General features: G+C 37.2%; 16 protein-coding genes. 9 read left to right on the top strand and 7 right to left on the bottom strand.

From position 1 onward, the window contains the following. Nucleotides 1-44 precede the first annotated feature (44 nt). Nucleotides 45-1,799, bottom strand: a complete 1,755-nt coding sequence (locus Q0X66_RS04280) for an ABC transporter ATP-binding protein (protein ID WP_297703541.1) — start codon at nt 1,797-1,799, stop codon at nt 45-47. Between the two features lie 172 nt (nt 1,800-1,971). On the opposite strand from Q0X66_RS04280, the gene nusB reads away from it, so the two are divergent. Genes nusB through yajC form a run of 3 tightly spaced genes read left to right on the top strand, consistent with a single transcriptional unit; the run spans nt 1,972 to nt 3,659 of the window. Continuing rightward, nucleotides 1,972-2,817 (top strand): transcription antitermination factor NusB, encoded by an 846-nt coding sequence (gene nusB / locus Q0X66_RS04275; RefSeq protein WP_297703539.1) that lies wholly within the window; start codon nt 1,972-1,974, stop codon nt 2,815-2,817. A gap of 46 nt (nt 2,818-2,863) precedes the next feature. Continuing rightward, on the top strand, nt 2,864-3,343 hold the full coding sequence (locus tag Q0X66_RS04270) for a DUF1573 domain-containing protein (protein WP_297703537.1): 480 nt from the start codon (nt 2,864-2,866) through the stop codon (nt 3,341-3,343). Between the two features lie 25 nt (nt 3,344-3,368). Further along, on the top strand, nt 3,369-3,659 hold the full coding sequence (gene yajC / locus Q0X66_RS04265; protein WP_297703535.1) for a preprotein translocase subunit YajC: 291 nt from the start codon (nt 3,369-3,371) through the stop codon (nt 3,657-3,659). Between the two features lie 338 nt (nt 3,660-3,997). On the opposite strand, the gene Q0X66_RS04260 is transcribed toward yajC, so the two are convergent. Both Q0X66_RS04260 and pepT read right to left on the bottom strand, forming a co-directional pair. Next, nucleotides 3,998-4,588 (bottom strand): DUF1801 domain-containing protein, encoded by a 591-nt coding sequence (locus tag Q0X66_RS04260; protein ID WP_297703533.1) that lies wholly within the window; start codon nt 4,586-4,588, stop codon nt 3,998-4,000. Nucleotides 4,589-4,596: 8 nt separating this feature from the next. After that, nucleotides 4,597-5,820 (bottom strand): peptidase T, encoded by a 1,224-nt coding sequence (gene pepT / locus Q0X66_RS04255; RefSeq protein ID WP_297703531.1) that lies wholly within the window; start codon nt 5,818-5,820, stop codon nt 4,597-4,599. A 158-nt stretch (nt 5,821-5,978) separates the two neighbouring features. Here pepT and Q0X66_RS04250 point away from each other — a divergent pair, with 158 nt between their 5' ends. From Q0X66_RS04250 to Q0X66_RS04240, 3 genes are all read left to right on the top strand, one after another. Continuing rightward, a complete protein-coding gene (locus Q0X66_RS04250) occupies nt 5,979-8,849 on the top strand; it encodes a TonB-dependent receptor (RefSeq protein WP_297703529.1) in 2,871 nt (956 codons plus the stop codon). A gap of 8 nt (nt 8,850-8,857) precedes the next feature. After that, complete coding sequence (locus Q0X66_RS04245; RefSeq protein WP_297703527.1) at nt 8,858-9,433, top strand: hypothetical protein; 576 nt, start codon at nt 8,858-8,860, stop codon at nt 9,431-9,433. A gap of 88 nt (nt 9,434-9,521) precedes the next feature. Next, nucleotides 9,522-10,559 (top strand): quinone-dependent dihydroorotate dehydrogenase, encoded by a 1,038-nt coding sequence (locus tag Q0X66_RS04240; RefSeq protein ID WP_297703525.1) that lies wholly within the window; start codon nt 9,522-9,524, stop codon nt 10,557-10,559. A gap of 68 nt (nt 10,560-10,627) precedes the next feature. On the opposite strand, the gene Q0X66_RS04235 is transcribed toward Q0X66_RS04240, so the two are convergent. Further along, nucleotides 10,628-11,050: a Dabb family protein gene (locus Q0X66_RS04235; RefSeq protein ID WP_297703523.1), complete on the bottom strand. Its 423-nt coding sequence runs from the start codon at nt 11,048-11,050 to the stop codon at nt 10,628-10,630. A 75-nt stretch (nt 11,051-11,125) separates the two neighbouring features. On the opposite strand from Q0X66_RS04235, the gene Q0X66_RS04230 reads away from it, so the two are divergent. Next, nucleotides 11,126-11,752, top strand: a complete 627-nt coding sequence (locus tag Q0X66_RS04230) for a LysE family translocator (protein WP_297703522.1) — start codon at nt 11,126-11,128, stop codon at nt 11,750-11,752. Nucleotides 11,753-11,783: 31 nt separating this feature from the next. Beyond that, nucleotides 11,784-12,650: a hydroxymethylglutaryl-CoA lyase gene (locus Q0X66_RS04225; RefSeq protein WP_297703520.1), complete on the top strand. Its 867-nt coding sequence runs from the start codon at nt 11,784-11,786 to the stop codon at nt 12,648-12,650. Nucleotides 12,651-12,695: 45 nt separating this feature from the next. Here Q0X66_RS04225 and Q0X66_RS04220 read toward each other — a convergent pair whose 3' ends face one another. Then, nucleotides 12,696-14,927 carry a TonB-dependent receptor gene (locus tag Q0X66_RS04220; protein ID WP_297703518.1) on the bottom strand — a complete coding sequence of 744 codons (2,232 nt, stop codon included), beginning with the start codon at nt 14,925-14,927 and terminating at the stop codon, nt 12,696-12,698. 228 nt (nt 14,928-15,155) lie between these two features. On the opposite strand from Q0X66_RS04220, the gene guaB reads away from it, so the two are divergent. Continuing rightward, a complete protein-coding gene (gene guaB, locus Q0X66_RS04215) occupies nt 15,156-16,628 on the top strand; it encodes an IMP dehydrogenase (protein WP_297703516.1) in 1,473 nt (490 codons plus the stop codon). 1 nt (nt 16,629) lies between these two features. On the opposite strand, the gene Q0X66_RS04210 is transcribed toward guaB, so the two are convergent. Beyond that, nucleotides 16,630-17,163: a DUF255 domain-containing protein gene (locus tag Q0X66_RS04210; RefSeq protein WP_297703514.1), complete on the bottom strand. Its 534-nt coding sequence runs from the start codon at nt 17,161-17,163 to the stop codon at nt 16,630-16,632. A 61-nt stretch (nt 17,164-17,224) separates the two neighbouring features. After that, complete coding sequence (gene lysA / locus Q0X66_RS04205) at nt 17,225-18,487, bottom strand: diaminopimelate decarboxylase (RefSeq protein WP_297703512.1); 1,263 nt, start codon at nt 18,485-18,487, stop codon at nt 17,225-17,227. Nucleotides 18,488-18,511 lie beyond the last annotated feature (24 nt).

Below are 18,511 nucleotides of genomic sequence, written 5' to 3'. Positions count from 1 at the left end.
TATATTCAAAAATGGGCAAAAAAAGCGTATCCAGCAAGATTTTTCTAGATTTCTTTCGCTGATAGTTGATTGATATATAGCTCCTTGTAATAACCGTTTACTTCTATCAATTCATTGTGAGTGCCTTCTTGGAGCACCTTTCCGTCTTCCAAGACTATAATCTTATCGGCATTTTTGGCCGAAGAAACACGATGACTTACGATAAGGGTGGTCCTTAGATGTGAAGCTTGTTTTAAGTTTTGTAATATTTCTTCTTCAGTCTCAGTGTCCACAGCAGACAGGCAATCATCGAACAGATATATCATGGGATCTTTTAGTAGAGCCCTGGCAATTGAAACACGCTGTTTTTGACCTCCGCTAAGGGTTATTCCCCTTTCGCCCAGAATTGTATCATACTTTTTAGAAAAGCCCATGATGTTTTCATGCACAGCAGCCTTTCGGGCCACTTCTAAAATTTCATTTTCGGATGCGTCCTCCTTCCCGAATTTAATGTTATTTTTTATGGTATCAGAAAAAAGAAATGCATCTTGCGGAACGGCACCTATAGATTCTCTCAGGCTAAGTAAATTTAATTTTTGAACCGGGACATTGTCAATTAAAATCTCACCTGAAGAGCTGTCATATAGCCTGGCAATCAGATCCAGGATAGTGGATTTTCCTGAGCCGGTTTTTCCTATTATAGCAACTGTTTCACCTTCACTAATGGTGAAAGATATATCGTTAAGTGCGGTAATGTTAGTGTCGTCATAAGTAAATGTGACATTCTTGAATTCTATTGCGCCCTTAATCGGGGTATCTTCTAAAACTTCATTTCTTATCTCGGGTTGTTCCTTTAAGAACTCATTTATCCTTTTTTGAGAAGCTTCGGCGCGCTGAACAATAGATGTTAACCACCCTACAACGGCTACCGGCCAGGTAAGCATATTTACATAAAGTATGAATTCTGCTATGGTACCAATAGATGAAATTTCGCCATTAATATATTGCTTACCTCCCACATAAATAACAAAAATGTTGCTGATACCAATTAACAGGATCATCAAGGGAAAAAACCAGGCGTTCACTTTGGCTAAGTCCATGCTTTTCTCCTTTCCCTCATTAGCAAGCACAACCACTTCACTATTTATCTGAGGTTCCAGGCTATATGCCTTCATAACTGATATTCCAGAAAAGGATTCCTGGGCAAAGGTTGACAAAGTGGACAGGTATTCCTGAACTTTGGTACTTCGTTTATGAATAATTTTACTTATCTGGTATATCAAAACAGAAAGTATAGGCAGGGGTAATAAGGAATAAAATGCAATGGTTGGAGCCTTAATAAACATTAAAGGTATGAGACAAACGAATAAGGTGAGTGTCTGAATTCCATACATTATTGCAGGTCCGGTATAAAGCCTAACCTGCCCAACATCCTCACTTATCCTGTTCATCAGGTCACCAGTTCGGTTCTTTTTATAAAAATTTAAACTTAAAAGTTGGTAATGATCGAAAACTTCATTTTTTAAATCGTATTCAATATATCGCGATACATTTATGATGGTCTGTCGCATTAAAAAAGTAAAGAATCCCGATAATAAAGCTGCCCCAACGATGATAAGGATGTATTCCAAAAGCAAGTCTCTTGCCTGGGGTTCTGTAATTTGTGAAGCCACATAATTTTCAACAACTTCTATGGATTTTTTTACATAGGAAGGCATTACCAATTGAAATATCCTGGCAATAATGGTGATAATTATGCCGATGAGTAATTTAAACCAATATTTTTTGAAGTATTTGTCTAAGTGCCTGAGTTCTTTCATTAAAATGGCTGGTAATGCAAATAGGGTTTAAGCAAAGGACAAATATAGCTGATTGGACCCAAAACAAATGTTATAAAACTTATAAGATAAACTGATAATTAGGTTTGGATTTAAAATAGATTAGTATTTTTGCGGCGTTTTGTATTTCTAATTTAACACAAGGTTCTTTAAAATGCTTACACGAAGGCAAATCAGGGTAAAAGTGATGCAATGCATTTATGCCTTAACCTTATCGCACGATGAATCATTAGAAAAACAGAAAAACTTCCTCCGAATAAGTATTGACAACACTTATATCCTCTATCTACTTGTTGTAAGTCTTCTAATAGAACTCCATAGAATGGAGGAAAATTTCATCAGATTATCTGCTAAGAAATATTTGAGTGAAAATGATGAAAAATATCCGAATAAGGAAAAGTTTCTAAATAATGCAATACTTAAGCAAATTGTTAATAATTCGCTGTTGCAGGATGAATTGGTTAAAAGGAAATTGAAAAATTGGGATCTGCACGAGGATTATGTAAAAATTGTGTTTAATGAAATAAAAAAAAGAATTTATGAATATTTTGAGGATGATAAATTAACCTGGGTAGATGACATCCCCTTGGTAAATACCTTTGTACTGAAACAATTGAGGAAGGTAAATAAAGAATATAGCCAATCCTTCTTTGTGCCAAAGCTTTTAAAAGACACAGATGATATGGTCTTTGCTAATCAATTATTAACAAAAACTCTCTTAAATAATAAAAAATTTGAAGAAGAAATTCAAATAAAAACACCCAATTGGGATAAGGATAGAATAGCAGATATAGATGCTATACTTTTGAAGATGGCCATTTGTGAGCTAACTGGTTTTTCTTCCATACCCGAGCGAGTCACCATTAACGAGTATTTAGAAATTGCTAAAGAATATTCTACACCTAAGAGCAGTATTTTTATTAATGGCATATTAGATAAATTGGTAAAAGAATATAGGATTGATGGAAAATTGAAAAAAACAGGGAGAGGGTTATTATAAACAAATATTCCTTAATTTTGCATGCAAATCTTAAACTTATATTGAAATGAAAAGATTATTTATTGCCCTCGGTTTAACCGCAGCGTTAGTGCTTAGCTCTTGTAAGGAAAATGCTTCGAGCAAGGTAAATACTGAAAATGTTGAAGTGGCAGCAGAAAGAGATTTGCAGGCAAAAAATCTACCTGTAATGAATTTTGAAAAAACGGAACACGATTTCGGAACCATCACTCAAGGTGCTCCACAGGAGACTATCTTCAATTTCACAAACACAGGTAGTGCGCCCTTAATTATTACAAATGCAACCAGTAGTTGTGGGTGTACAGTTCCCAATCCACCTAAAGATCCTATTGCACCGGGTGAAACAGGTGAACTTCTTGTGAAGTTTAATGGTTCAGGCCAAAATCAGGTTACTAAGACCATTACCGTTACTGCAAATACAGAAAAAGGGCAGGAAATTTTAAGAATTAAAGCATTTGTTAACCCTAAAGAAGGAGGACCTTCAGCAGCTCTTGGTCCAGTTAAATAAGTAATCCAAAACTCAACAAAAAATTATGGGTGATATAGGACAATTTCTTCCAATGATACTAATCTTTGCCGTGGCATATTTTTTTATGATACGCCCTCAAATGAAACGTCAAAAAGATGAAAAGAAATTTGCGCAAGCATTAAAGAAAGGTGATAAAATAGTAACTAAAAGTGGCTTGCACGGTAAAGTAGTGGATTTGAATGATAAGGATTTTTCCTGTATTATTGAGACCATGGCCGGAAGGCTTAAATTTGACAGATCATCCATTTCTATGGAAATGAGCGCCAAATTGAATGTTAAGCCAAAGGAAAAATAGGGTTAAAAACAATTTCATTAAAAAACACCGGTAGCTACCGGTGTTTTTTTTGATCTGGCTATTAGTTGAAAATCTTTGTATTGATCTTCTCAATATATAATGATATGAACAGATAAAGGAGAAGCTATATTTAGAGAAGGCTCATTGTTAACTAGATTCAGAGAAGTAGCATTCCGTAAAATTAGGTGAAATCAGATGGGTTAAAGCCTTGGCATATCTGGGGTGGATGTAAGTTGTTCCTATAATAGCTGGAAATTATCCCAATAACAAATAAGCAATATATAAAGTTGACCTTTTCAGAAATTTAAGGGCACTAACAGGGATAAATAGCTATAAGTTTATTTGTATTTATCATTTAATCCCTGGCCTTTAGAAATCATTGGAAGTATCTTTTCAAGTCGCGATTCCTTTGTCTTTTGTTGTTTTGCCTCTGCGATGTACTCGCAATAATCTCGTTGCTTATAAGGAGTAAGTTCATTAAATTGTTCGTTCAGTCTGGTATTTTCTATCAAAGAGTCCAATAATAGTTTCGGAATAATTATTTCTGTCTTTCGCGATGGTTTTAATTCCAGTCCTTTCTTTTGATTTGCGATAGCTTCCTTTATATATTCAAGAACACCTGCTTCATCTATATCGCTTACTGCCTTAAATTTCCAATGCCTCATCGATTTTGTTTTGCCTTCTTGTGCATTTTCTAAAACTCTCTTGGGATCACTAAGGAAAACTCCGTTAAAAAACCATAAGCCAAAATAACTTTTAAAAGCTAATATCCCCAATACATTTTTATTGTCGATAGTGTAAACAGGAGAGCCCCATTTATAAGTTTCTACCAATTGGGTTTTCAAGGCAATCTCCCTTAGCCGGGCAATACCCTCCCTGAATTTTTGATCTTTGGAATAATAGGATTCTATTTTTTCTGCTATTACCATATTCCCAATTATTTGCTGCCTACAATTTCGCAAATTTTCACGATAACCTCAACTGCTTTTTGCATACTTTCTACTGGTACGTATTCGTACTTTCCATGGAAATTATGTCCCCCCGCAAAAATATTTGGACAAGGTAGGCCCATATAACTAAGTTGCGAACCATCTGTACCACCCCGTATAGGTTTTATGATTGGTTCTATATCGAGTACTTCCATAGCCTTTTTGGCAATTTCAACGACTTGAATTACCGGTTCTATCTTTTCCCTCATATTGAAGTATTGATCTGTTATCTCAACAGTTAAGAAATCTCCATGTTTTTCATTCAGTTCATTGACAATATTCTTTAATAACTTTTTTCTCTTCTCAAATAAAGACCGATCATGATCCCTTATTATGAGTTCCAATTCTGCTTTTTCTATTTCGCCCCGGAGGTGATTTATATGAAAAAATCCTTCCCGGCCTTCTGTTTGTTCCGGCACTTCTTCTTTTGGCAATAAATTCATTAATTCACTAATGAGGCCAATTGCATTTACCATTTTTCCTTTTGCGTATCCGGGATGTACACTTTTACCTATAGCCGTAATTTTTGCTCCGGCTGCATTAAAATTCTCATACTCCAATTCTCCTATCTGGCTCCCGTCTATAGTATATGCCCAATCTGCATTAAATTTTTTAACATCAAATTTATGGGCTCCGCGCCCTATCTCCTCATCCGGCGTAAAACCAATACGGACAGGGCCATGCTTAATTTCCGGATGCTGTATAAGATACTCCATTGCTGTGATTATTTCGGCAATACCAGCTTTGTCGTCTGCTCCCAGCAGGGTAGTACCATCCGTAACAATAAGGGTTTGTCCTTTGTAAAGAAGTAAATCATCAAAATAATCCGGGGAAAGCACAATGTTGTTCTTCTTATTAAGTACGATGTCCTTTCCGTCATAATTAGGTATCAAACGAGGCCTTACATTGGTTCCTGAAAAATCGGGTGTTGTATCAAAATGTGAGATAAATCCAACAGTTGGTACCGCTTTTTTAATATTTGAAGGAAGGGTAGCCATAATATAGCTGTTCTTATCAATAGACACATCTTGCAGACCAATTTGTTTTAATTCTTCAGTCAGTTTATTGGCGAGCACCCATTGTTTTTCTGTACTAGGAGTACTATTTGAATTTGGATCACTTTGAGTATCTATAGTTACATAGCTAATAAAACGGTCAATAATTTTTTTCATGCTAGTTAATTTTATCAAAATTACAATAATACTTTAAAGCCTCAAAGAGCACAATATTAGTTGCTTGGCTCAAAATCCAAATGAAAAAAGTATAGTTAAAGGGTATTTAACAAAGTTTTTTCTACCTTATGCAGATATTAACTCAAATTGGATAAGATATGAAACAGTATTACTTAGTTTTTTTAGTCCTCGTTTTTGGCGCTATTTGCATTGCAAATGGTCAGATAAGTGGAACGGTCAGCGATGATCAGGGAGTTCCGCTTGTTGGAGCTTCAGTTGTAAAAAAAGGTACCAGCATTGGTACTACAACAGATTTTGATGGAAACTACACAATTGATGCAATCCTTGGTGACAGGTTAATCGTTTCTTTTATTGGGTATGAACCTCTGGAAGTTATGGTAAATAGTACTATTCTGAACATCACCCTGGTTTCCGGTTTAGCATTGAGTGAGGTAATTATTACAGGTTCCCGTAACCCCAACAGAGTTGCTACAGAGAGCACGGTTCCTGTAGATGTTATAGATGTTAAGGAATTGGCAGCTGTTGGTCCTCAGGTGAATTTAAATCAGATTTTAAATTATGTAGCGCCGTCATTTACGTCGAATACACAAACCATTTCGGATGGAACGGACCATATAGATCCTGCCTCACTCAGAGGTTTAGGACCTGATCAGGTATTGGTTTTGATTAATGGAAAAAGAAGACATACATCTTCACTGGTAAATGTGAATGGCACATTTGGGAGAGGAAGTGTAGGAACAGATTTAAATTCTATTCCTGCGGCTTCAATACAACGTGTTGAGGTACTGAGAGATGGAGCTGCTGCTCAATATGGGTCGGATGCTATTGCAGGTGTAATCAATATTATTCTTAATAAAGGGTCAGGTGAATTAAACCTTACCGTAACTACCGGCGCGAATTTTTCAAAGAATGCCAATGAACAAACAGGAGGTTCAGATGGTGAAGCTACTAATGTAGCTGGCAGCTATGGAATTTCTTTGGGTGAAAGAGGAGGATATTTAAATTTTTCAGGAGATTTTGATGTTCGTCAGGATTATAGTCGTATGAAAGAATGGGAAGGTGATGTATTTAATCAATACAATACTGTAGAACGATTTGCAAACGCTGATGGTTATGATCTAGCTGCATTACTGGATGACGATGTTACCGATGTAATTCAATACGCAAATGCTGCAGGAATTGATATAATGGGAGCTACTACTAAGGCAGAATTACAGCCTATACTCGGGGTTGATAATACAGAAGCTGAATTGACAGCAAGGGGACAAGTAAGGAGTGATTATAATATGAGAGTGGGGCAGTCCGCATTAAGGGGTGGTCGTTTCTTCGCTAATTTTTCACTTCCCCTGGACGACTATGGAACAGAACTATATTCTTTTGCGGGGATAAGCTCAAGAACGGGTAATTCTGCAGGTTTTTACAGACTTCCTAATCAGAGTAGAACATTTACCCCTGCATATATCAACGGATTTTTACCGGAAATAAATTCCAATATTAAAGATCAATCCATAGCAATAGGTATCAAGGGAAAAGTAGGCGATTGGAGTGTCGATTTCAGTAATACGTATGGAAAGAATGCATTCCTTTATACTATAGGAAATACCTTTAATGCTTCCCTGCAGAGCGCATCACCTACTAGCTTTGACGCGGGTGGGTTTTCCTTTGCACAAAATACAACTAACCTGGATGTTACCCAGTTTTATGATGATATCTTTAGTGGTTTTAATGTCGCTTTCGGTGGAGAATACCGTTATGAGAATTATGAAATTGTTGCCGGGCAGGAGTCGTCTTATGCTCAATACACGGGTGCAGGAGAAGTAATTACACTTGCTACCCAGCAACCGTCACAGGATTTCTTTGGAAATTCCAGGCCTGGCGGATCGCAGGTTTTTCCGGGATTTAGTCCTAACAATGAATTATCGAGAGACCGAAGCAGTATTGCGGGATATTTTGATTTAGAAGCGGATTTTTCTGAAAATGTACTTGTGAGTTTAGCCGCTCGCTTCGAAAATTACAGTGATTTTGGATCTACTTTTAACTTCAAGCTCTCGTCAAGAGTTAAGATTACTGATGAAATTAATATTAGGGGTGCCGTAAATACTGGATTTAGAGCGCCATCTCTTCATCAGATATATTTTAATTCAACTTCCACTATTTTTGATCAAGATGGCAATCCTCAAGAGGTGGGAACTTTTTCCAATGATAGCAGGGCTGCCAATCTTCTTGGGATACCAAGTTTAAAAGAAGAAACATCAAGTAGTGTAAGTATAGGTTTAACAGCTCAAATACCTTCTGCTAACCTTACCATTACTGGCGATGGGTATTTTGTTAGAATAAATGATAGGGTTGTATATACGGGGCAATTTCAAGGTCCTGGAACCGGAACGGAATTGGATAATCTGCTTAGACAGGCAAATGCATCTGCAGCTTCATTTTTTGCTAATGCAATTGATACAGAATCAAGAGGTATTGATTTAGTTGTTACCCAAAGGGCTAATGTATGGGATGGATGGATGCTTAATTCATCTTTGGCAGCTACTTTTTCTAAGACGCAGCAGGTAGGGGAGATAAAGGCATCTCAGGTTCTTGAGGACGCAGGTTTGGTAGATACTTACTTCCCTGAAGATAGCAGGGTTTATCTGGAAGAAGCGGTGCCAAGAACAAAGGTGAACCTGACGTTTAATCTGTCTTCAGAAAAATGGATCTTCTTTCTAAGAGGCGTATATTTTGGAAAAGTAACTGAAGCAACTACAAATATAGATAGACAACAAGTCTTTGGTACCAAATTTGTAACTGATCTTTCGGTGAGTTATAGAGCTACACCCTCACTTACCTTTACAGTCGGGGCAAACAACTTATTTGACACTTATCCCGACAGGGCGGCCGAAGTTTTGGCTGACGGTGGGAATAATCGTAGTAGCGGTCGTTTTGATTGGTCTCGTAGAGCACAACAGTTTGGTATTGGAGGTAGATTCTTATTTGCCCGGGTGAATTTCATTTTAAAATAAGCCATACAATGGCAATACTAAAAAAGCTACCTTATTGGGTAGCTTTTTTTGTTTTTGGCGTTAAATTGACTGGAAGTATAATTTTTGATAAAGAATATAGTTTATATATAAGTCTATTTAATAAATTCCTTAAAGGATTTGTGCTCATGAAATTGAATAATTATTGTTCTATTCTACTGTTTTTTATCTTCTTCACAAGCGTAGGTCAAACTGTTGACTGTACCTTGGGTATTGGTGGTAAGGATACAGAAACCATTATTAAAGTATTTCAGCTTAGTGAAGAACAGTTAGTACAAATGGAAGGCTGGATTGAGGAATTGAATAAATCTAATGAATTAATTGAAGAACAAATTGATGTCCTTTTGGACAAGCATCCGCAAAGTAACGAAGAGGAATTACAAGTTCTGGCTGAAAAATTTAAACCACTTCGTGCACAGATTATCGCCAATTCAAGAATATGCGATCAAAAATTAGTGGGTATACTGAATGAAAATCAATACCAACGATATATTAGTTTGTGTTTCGAGGCTGTGCGCAGACCACTAAAAGGATTAACTTCTAAGGAGGATTCCGCACCGGAGTGAATTTCACACTACATAAAAGTCGAAATAGTTGGTAATGGAGCGCTAACCTAATGGAAGTTTGTATTTTTGAGCAAAGTTTTTATAGATTATGTACAAGCTCCTCATCAGACCTTTTCTATTCCTTTTGGACCCGGAAAAAGTACACCACCTTTCATTTATGTTTATTAAATTGCTCTCGAAAATTGGATTTTCTGGTCTCTTCAGATTCCTTTATCTTATAGATGACGAACGTTTGGAGCGAGAGGTTTTTGGAATAAAATTTAAAAATCCTGTAGGCCTTGCAGCCGGATTTGATAAGAATGCCAATTTATATAACGAACTCTCCAATTTTGGATTTGGTTTTATTGAAATTGGTACTGTAACACCTAAACCACAAGCTGGTAATCCAAAAAAAAGACTTTTCAGATTAAAAGCAGATCAGGCAATAATAAACAGAATGGGCTTTAATAACCTGGGAGTTTTTGAAGCCGTTGAAAACTTAAAGAAAAAACACAATGTTATAATAGGCGGCAATATTGGTAAGAACAAAATCACTCCAAATCAGCTTGCAATCAAAGATTATTTAATATGTTTTGATGTACTTTTTGATCATGTCGACTATTTTGTGGTGAATGTAAGTTCTCCAAATACTCCGGGCCTTCGGGAATTACAGGATAAGGAGCCTCTTACCGCGCTTTTGATGGCATTAAAACGTGAAAACCATAAATATTCACAAAGTAAACAAGTAATTGAGAAGCCAATTCTTTTAAAAATAGCACCTGATCTTACTAATGACCAGTTATTAGATATAATTCAAATTATGGAAGACACCCGGATTTCCGGGATAATTGCCACTAATACTACTATAACAAGAGAAAATTTGAAATCGGATTACTATCTCAAGGAAGAAAAAGGAGGATTAAGTGGTAAACCCCTTGCGAACAGAAGTACAGAGGTTATTCGATTCTTGTCTGAAAGAAGTAATAAGGCGTTTCCAATAATTGGGGTGGGTGGAATTCATTCGGCAGAAGATGCCCTAGAAAAACTAGAAGCAGGTGCAGATTTAATTCAGCTATGGACAGGATTTGTTTACGAGGGCCCGGCACTGGTAAAAAAAATAAATAAGGCCATTCTGGACAAAAGCTAAACGCGGTTATTTAATTTCACTTGAATTCGATTAGTGATGCTTTACCTTAAAAATGGCAATCCAGACTATTATTTTGTCCAATAATCAACCACCATTACATCATCTACCGAAGGTCCTATAAGACTGACAAACGCCTTATGATCTGGATGTGGTAAATATATTGCACGATCTTTTTCACTTTTAAAACTGATAAAAAAGCAATGTGTAAATCCTTTATCCAGTCCTTCCGGGCTATTGTTTAAACCCCATTCGAAATCAGAGATTTGTGGTATTTTACCCGCTAAAGCTCCAAAAGCCTCTTCAAAAGAATCTAGTTGTTCCTCAGACGTTTCTTCCTTAAACTTAAAAAGGACCACATGTCTTAAAACACTGTCCTTCGTATTTTGTAATTCCGTTTTGGTCTGAATTAATTTTTTATCCATTTTTAAGGAAGTAAAGCTGAGTGACACCAGGCCAAGGACTGCTGTTATTAAAAGTAATTTAGTTTTCATAAATAAAATTTTTGTAAGATAAAGAAAAGCAGGAAACTTTTGTATTTTGAGCAATGATACTCATAAATTCATAACTTGAATTACGAAATACTTTCTGCTTTTATCCTGGCAACGGCTGCGCTGGCCATATCACCGGGACCCGATAATATTTATGTTTTAACACAAAGCATATCCAATGGTATAAAATATGGCATTTCAACTACCGCCGGTCTAATTACCGGATGTATTGTTCACACTACTTTCCTGGCATTTGGCGTCTCGGTATTAATTAAAGAAAACGATCAGTTATTTTTCGTTATTAAACTATTTGGAGCATTTTACTTGTTTTACCTGGCTTATAAGGTTTATAATACCAATGTGCATATTAAATTGGACAGTACAGAGATTCCGAAAAAATCTTTGAGTCAATTGTTTAGACAAGGTTTTATAATGAATGTACTCAATCCGAAGGTTACTATTTTCTTTCTTGCTTTTTTTCCCGGATTTCTTTTTAGCGAAGATTTGGATACGGTAATTCAATTTTATGTTCTTGGTTTAATATTTATGATAGTTACATTCCTTATCTTTTCTTCAATTGCATTGCTTTCAGGGTCTATTGCCGAACAAATAAAAAGACATAAGGGGATAGCATTATTTCTTAAGTGGTTACAAATAGTAGTCTTTTCCGGCATAGGCATTTACCTGTTATTTTCGAATAAATAACACTAATTTTGGTAAATAATAGATTAGTAATATGCCCGAGAATGTGAAGATTATTGAATGTCCCAGAGATGCGATGCAAGGCATTAAAGACTTTATTCCAACTGAGAGGAAAATTGCATACATTCAATCATTGCTGGGTTGTGGTTTTGATACTATAGATTTTGGGAGTTTCGTTTCACCCCGGGCTATACCACAGATGGCAGATACTGCTGAAGTGCTTTCAAATTTAGACCTGTCCAAATCAAAGAGTAAGTTATTGGCTATTGTAGCCAATGTACGAGGGGCAAATGAGGCAAGCGTTAACCCGGAGATTGACTATATGGGTTATCCATTTTCCATTTCAGAAAACTTTCAAATGCGTAACACGCATAAAACAATCTCACAATCCACAGATGTTCTGGATGAGATTCTTGAAATTGCAAATGCAACTAACAAAGAGGTAGTTACTTATATATCTATGGGATTCGGTAATCCATATGGTGATCCATGGAGTGTAGAAGTTGTGGGAGAATGGGCAGAAAAATTGGCTAATATGGGAGCCCGGATATTGTCCTTGTCTGATACAGTTGGGACCTCCACCCCTGAAGATATTAACTATTTATTTTCACATTTAATTCCCAAATATCCGAATGTTGAGTTTGGAGCGCATTTGCATACAACACCAAACAGATGGCATGAAAAAGTTGATGCGGCATATAAAGCAGGCTGTCGCAGATTTGATGGTGCGATAAGGGGGTTTGGGGGCTGTCCAATGGCCAAAGATGAATTAACCGGAAATATGCCTACTGAAAAAATGTTGTCTTATTTCACTGAAAAAAAGGTAGATACGGGAGTGAATTGGATGGTCTTTGAAGCAGCACATAATAAGGCTTCCGAGCTGTTTTCCAACTACCAATAAAGTTTTCATAAGAATTGAATTCCTTTGCCGGTATTATTCTCGATATTAATATTGCAATAAGACCCCAATAAAACCTCCAAAAGGATGGCCTGGGCGCAAACCTGCGGGGACGCGGGATACAGCATATGTCTCATCCAATAGATTAATGATTCTCCCATTGATACTGAAATGATCATTCAGATGATACTTTGCCGATAAATCTATTACAAAACTGGATGGTACTAATTCATTGGCAGGAATCCTGCCACTACCGGCTTTGGTTCTAAAAGAGCCATTGTATCTTCCGCTGAGATTTAGTTCATAGGAAGGATGCTCCAGAGAAATCAAGGCATTAAACTGATGTTTGGGGATATAGGGCATTTCATCTCCTACAGTAACTTCTCCCCAGATATCATTGGGGCTGTCAAAACTACTTCTGAATTCTGCATTGGTGAGCGTATAAGCAAAAGTTATAGGAAGCCTTAGATTCTTGTGGTTATTTAAAGCACTGTAATTTAATAATACTTCTAATCCTGTCACATTTACTTCTCCGGCATTAAACTGTTCCAAACTTCCAGTGCCTCCGGTAGCAGCCAGATCGCTTCCTAAAAGATTGCTATAATCATTAAAAAATCCTACAAGTTCTCCTGAAAAGCTTCCCAGTGTAAATCGGGATCCAAGTTCATAATTGACACTTTCTTCCGGCTGTTCACCTTCTTTGCTTGTTGGCGGCGAAAACCCTTTGTGAATACCACCAAAAAGCGATATCTGGTTGAAAATATAATTGAAACCTATTCCTGGAATCCAAACGAACACTTGGTTTTCACGAGTAGAGAGGTCAATACCCTGGCGTGAGACGTCATTTTTACCATAGTCTTTTCGCCCCAGTGAAATAGACTCATACCTTAATCCCGGGGTAATGGTAAGGTTTTTGTATTTAAGTTTATAAAGTAAATAACTGGAGAAGGCACTGGCATCACTTATCCGATTGGCATCAGTACCTCGGGTGCCCGCCGTAGTCAGGTTCATGATACCATCGTTAATACCATAACTATCAACCCATTGAAATCTATCTTCAAAGTCAGTATGAAAACGAGCCCCTAATTCCAGATCATGAAAGGTATTGTCGCCACTCCAATGGTAATCAAACTTCGTCTGAATACCTTTGGAAACATATTTTCTATTATTGGCCTTTACTAATAAGGCATCGGCCGCTTCGTCCTGGTTCCCTGAGATAACGCTGTAATATTCCTCATTGTTTATAGGGTCTTCAAGAATATTTGCAAGGCTTCTGCGATCTCCATTTAATGTCACGGCGTCTAGTTTATACCAGTTTCTGGCAAATCCGTTGTAATAAGCTGTAGTAGTTATATGGAAATAATCGCTGAAATCCAATACATAAGTAGCGGCCACCTGAATATGATCATTAACCATTTCATCTTCCTGAGACCCGGCATATCTCCTAAATGGGGTATTTGCAAAATCATTATCAGTAAGACCAACATATGTTTCATTGGAATCCTCATCGGAATATTGGAATTTCATGTCCAGAATATGCTTTAGTTTGGCTTCCGGATCAGAATTTAGTCTAAACTTTGCAACAACATCATTTTTGTCAAAACCTGTATTTCCGCCATTATCCAAATCTTTAAAACCATCGGAATTAAAGTTTAAATATTCAACACTATATCCAAAATGCTTTTTGGTATCCCCTAATTTTACATGTAGTTCTCCACTATGATAACTTCCATAACTTGCCAATAATGAGGCTTGAAAAGAATCAGGAATTGTTGAAGAAATCATATTTATGGCGCCACCGGTGGTAAAAGGACCGTATTGAACTTGGCTACTGCCTTTAAGAATTTCTACCGCCTTCATCCGGGCAACTGATGGGAAATAATAAGCAGCCGGAGCACTATAAGGTGCAGGAGCAATTAGTACACCATCTTCCATCAAAGTAATCTTTGCGCTCCTTTCCGGAGAGGTACCCCTTAGACTAATATTTGGACGTAACCCAAATCCGTCTTCTTCAACAAGAGTTACTCCGGGTACAGATCGTAAAACCCGGTTAATATCCGTGTAGTTATATTTCAATAATTCAGGTTGCGATACATAGTAGGCAGAGCCAGTTCTGTTCTTCGCCTGGAATTTGCTTCCCAGAATGGCATTGGCAGATAGCACTACTTCTTCCAGTTTTATAAGGTTAGAATCCTGGACTTTAGTAATGAGACGGGTTGATTGCCCATAGGACAGATTCAGAACAATACCGGTTAAGAGAAAGACAAGAAAACACTTCATTTAATTTAGACTAATTATAAATAGAGTTAAATGTAGTTGTCAAAATTAGCAACTAAATTCAAAAGATAAAAGCTTATTTAGATTAAATAAAAATAAAATTATTTACTTTTTTCATTTTGAGAGGGTTGCATCTTACACTGAAACATGATCTCCGATTAAAATGACATTGTCCAAAAAGTTCTTCTTGTAAAAATGTGTATATTTGCACGCAATTAATCCTTAATTGCCATGGAAGCTCACCTTAATAAAATTCTTGGAGAAGGCCTCACATACGATGATGTCCTTTTAGTTCCTGCTTATTCCGAAATACTCCCCAGAGAAGTAAGTATTCGGACAAAGTTTACCAGGAACATCACTATAAATGTTCCTATAGTTTCAGCTGCGATGGATACGGTTACTGAATCAAAAATGGCTATTGCCATGGCTCGTGAAGGAGGTATTGGTGTATTACATAAGAATATGTCCATTGAGCAACAGGCAGTTAAAGTTCGAAAAGTAAAAAGAGCTGAAAGCGGGATGATTTTGGATCCGGTGACATTACATCTAGATGCATTGGTTGGCGACGCCAAAGCAAATATGCGGGAACATAGTATAGGGGGTATTCCCATTGTTGATGAAAATCAAAAACTTATCGGTATTGTAACCAACAGAGACCTTAGGTTTGAAAAGGACAATAGCCGTCCTATTGCGGAGGTAATGACAAAATCCAATCTTATTACTGTCGCAGAAGGAACTTCCCTGGAGCAGGCAGAGGGGATACTTCAGATCAATAAAATTGAAAAACTTCCGGTTGTCGATAGTTCGAATAAACTTGTAGGACTTATCACCTTCCGGGATATTACGAAGCTAACTCAAAAGCCAATATCAAATAAAGATAAATATGGAAGGCTAAGAGTAGCAGCGGCTATAGGCGTAACTCCAGATGCCTTGGAAAGGACAGAAGCACTGGTGGCAGCCGGAGTTGATGCTGTAGTTATAGATACTGCCCATGGACATACAAAGGGCGTAGTTAAGATACTTAAGGACGTTAAGAAACAATTCCCGGAGCTGGATGTTATAGTTGGTAATATTGCCACGGCGGATGCCGCAAAATATTTAGTAGAGGCCGGGGCAGATGCCGTCAAAGTTGGGATAGGACCTGGTTCAATTTGCACAACAAGAGTAGTGGCAGGTGTTGGGTTTCCACAATTTTCGGCAGTGTTGGAAGTTGCAGCAGCTATTAAGGGTAGCGGCGTTCCGGTTATTGCTGATGGTGGAATACGTTATACCGGAGATATCCCAAAAGCGATCGCAGCCGGAGCAGATTGTGTTATGCTTGGCTCTTTATTGGCGGGGACCAAAGAATCTCCGGGAGAAACAATTATCTACGAAGGTCGAAAATTTAAGTCCTATAGAGGAATGGGGTCTGTAGAGGCCATGAAGGAGGGAAGTAAGGACCGGTATTTCCAGGACGTCGAAGATGATATTAATAAATTGGTACCTGAAGGTATTGTAGGTCGCGTTCCTTATAAGGGAGAGCTATATGAAAGTATACATCAATTTATTGGTGGTCTCAGGGCCGGGATGGGTTATTGCGGTTCCAAAGATATTGACACTTTAAAAGAAACAGGAAGTTTTGTTAAGATTACAGCGAGCGGTATTAATGAGGGCCATCCTCATGATGTGACAATTACTAAGGAATCTCCCAACTACAGCAGATAATTTATTTTATATTTCCACTATAAGTTTTCCAGTCTTTTTCCTTATAAATATTATCTCCAAAATATCGGGCAATATTTAAAAAGGGATCTGGTTTTTGATATCCGGGTACAGGAGAGAGCATATTGAGTTGCTCATCCATGAATACCACAGTCGGGTAGCTTAACCGCCCTTGCATTAGAGCCGCAGCAAACTCATGGTAACCTCTTTTACCCGACGGTACATACTTATAGGTCTTGCCCTTAAAATCAATGGGTTCTTTCCCTTCTCCATCCAGCTTAACCATATAAAAGTTATTGGACATGTATTCTGCCACTTCTGCATTTTGAAAAGTATCCTTATCCATTTTTTTACACCAGCCACACCAATCGGTATAGACGTCCACAAAGATTTTCTTTGGATTCTTGTCTGTTGCTGCCAGTGATGCAGCTTCATTCCAGCTAAGCCAATTAACCTGCTGAGCGCTTGCGGTAAAGGTTAATAAACCAATAATGACTACGAGAAAGGGCTTAGAAATTGCCAGGGACTTAAATTTCATAAGATTTGATTTGAGTTATTAGTCCAAATACTATACCAAAACTAACGAAAATTTAACTGCTTTATTTCACTATGGCTTTTTGATTCTTTGTTGCAAACAGATCTTTAATATCAATTTGATTTCTAATCAGATCATCAAAAGATTCTCTTTCCCGTATAAGTACAGATTTACCCTGATACCAAAGGACTTCAGCCGGTCTGTATCTCGAATTGTAATTACTGGCCATACTAAAGCAATAAGCTCCTGCATTTTTAAAACAAAGGATATCACCTTCAGCAATTTCATTGATTCTCCTGTTATTGGCAAAGGTATCGGTTTCGCAGATATAGCCAACTACTGAATAATAGCGTTCTTTTCCTTCCGGATTGGAGATGTTGATTATTTCATGATTGGCACCATAGAGCATAGGGCGAATTAGATGATTAAAGCCGGAATCTACACTGGCAAAAACGGTAGAAGTAGTCTGTTTTACCACATTTACTTTTGCTAGAAAGTATCCGGCTTCACTTACAAGAAACTTCCCTGGTTCAAAAGCCAAAGTCAGTTCTTTTCCATACTCTTCACAAAAGTCATTAAACCGACTACTTAATTTTTCACCCAATTCCTCAATATTGGTCTCTATATCTCCATCTCTATATGGTACTTTAAATCCGCTTCCAAAATCTATAAAGTCCAGCTCTTTAAAATTTTTGGCAGTTTCAAAGAGAATTTCTGAGGCATATAAAAACACCTCAATATCCAAAATATCACTCCCGGTGTGCATATGTATGCCATTGATTGTCATTTTAGTTAGTTCAACAATTCTCAATAAATGAGGAATTTGATGGATGCTAATACCAAATTTTGAATCAATGTGGCCCACCGATATATTAGAATTTCCACCGGCCATTACATGAGGGTTTATTCTAATACATACAGGAATATCAGGATGTTTGCTGCCAAATTGCTCAAGGATAGAAAGATTATCAATATTTATTCGTGCTCCTAAAGCTGCGGCTTCTTCTATTTCCTCTAAAGAAACTCCATTCGGGGTATAAATGATTTCTTCAGGCTTAAAACCAGCCATAAGTCCTAGTTTTACCTCTTGTATTGATACGGTGTCCAAACCACTCCCAAGGTCATTCATTAACCTCAATATTGTTAGGTTGGAAAGTGCTTTTGCAGCGTAATTTAATTTTAATTTTTTAACTGTTTTAAAGGCATTGGTTAGCCTGTTGAACTGAGATTTTATCTTTTCAGCATCGTAAACATATACAGGATTTCCGTACTCTTTTGTAATGTTTAATAGATCGGTATACTTCATCTTAACCTTGCTTTTGAACAAAACTAAAATACTTGGGGCTATTGC

The sequence above is a fragment of the uncultured Eudoraea sp. genome, assembly GCF_947260015.1.
Classification (GTDB): Bacteria; Bacteroidota; Bacteroidia; order Flavobacteriales; family Flavobacteriaceae; genus Eudoraea.
Note: the sequence above shows the minus strand (reverse complement) of the source record. Positions and strands in the feature narration are given on the sequence as shown.

Coding starts and splice junctions, on each gene's coding strand:
- Q0X66_RS04280 (WP_297703541.1), bottom strand. CDS start 1,799: ATGAAAGAACTCAGGCACTTAGACAAATACTTCAAAAAATATTGGTTT.
- nusB (WP_297703539.1), top strand. CDS start 1,972: ATGCTTACACGAAGGCAAATCAGGGTAAAAGTGATGCAATGCATTTAT.
- Q0X66_RS04270 (WP_297703537.1), top strand. CDS start 2,864: ATGAAAAGATTATTTATTGCCCTCGGTTTAACCGCAGCGTTAGTGCTT.
- yajC (WP_297703535.1), top strand. CDS start 3,369: ATGGGTGATATAGGACAATTTCTTCCAATGATACTAATCTTTGCCGTG.
- Q0X66_RS04260 (WP_297703533.1), bottom strand. CDS start 4,588: ATGGTAATAGCAGAAAAAATAGAATCCTATTATTCCAAAGATCAAAAA.
- pepT (WP_297703531.1), bottom strand. CDS start 5,820: ATGAAAAAAATTATTGACCGTTTTATTAGCTATGTAACTATAGATACT.
- Q0X66_RS04250 (WP_297703529.1), top strand. CDS start 5,979: ATGAAACAGTATTACTTAGTTTTTTTAGTCCTCGTTTTTGGCGCTATT.
- Q0X66_RS04245 (WP_297703527.1), top strand. CDS start 8,858: ATGGCAATACTAAAAAAGCTACCTTATTGGGTAGCTTTTTTTGTTTTT.
- Q0X66_RS04240 (WP_297703525.1), top strand. CDS start 9,522: ATGTACAAGCTCCTCATCAGACCTTTTCTATTCCTTTTGGACCCGGAA.
- Q0X66_RS04235 (WP_297703523.1), bottom strand. CDS start 11,050: ATGAAAACTAAATTACTTTTAATAACAGCAGTCCTTGGCCTGGTGTCA.
- Q0X66_RS04225 (WP_297703520.1), top strand. CDS start 11,784: ATGCCCGAGAATGTGAAGATTATTGAATGTCCCAGAGATGCGATGCAA.
- Q0X66_RS04220 (WP_297703518.1), bottom strand. CDS start 14,927: ATGAAGTGTTTTCTTGTCTTTCTCTTAACCGGTATTGTTCTGAATCTG.
- guaB (WP_297703516.1), top strand. CDS start 15,156: ATGGAAGCTCACCTTAATAAAATTCTTGGAGAAGGCCTCACATACGAT.
- Q0X66_RS04210 (WP_297703514.1), bottom strand. CDS start 17,163: ATGAAATTTAAGTCCCTGGCAATTTCTAAGCCCTTTCTCGTAGTCATT.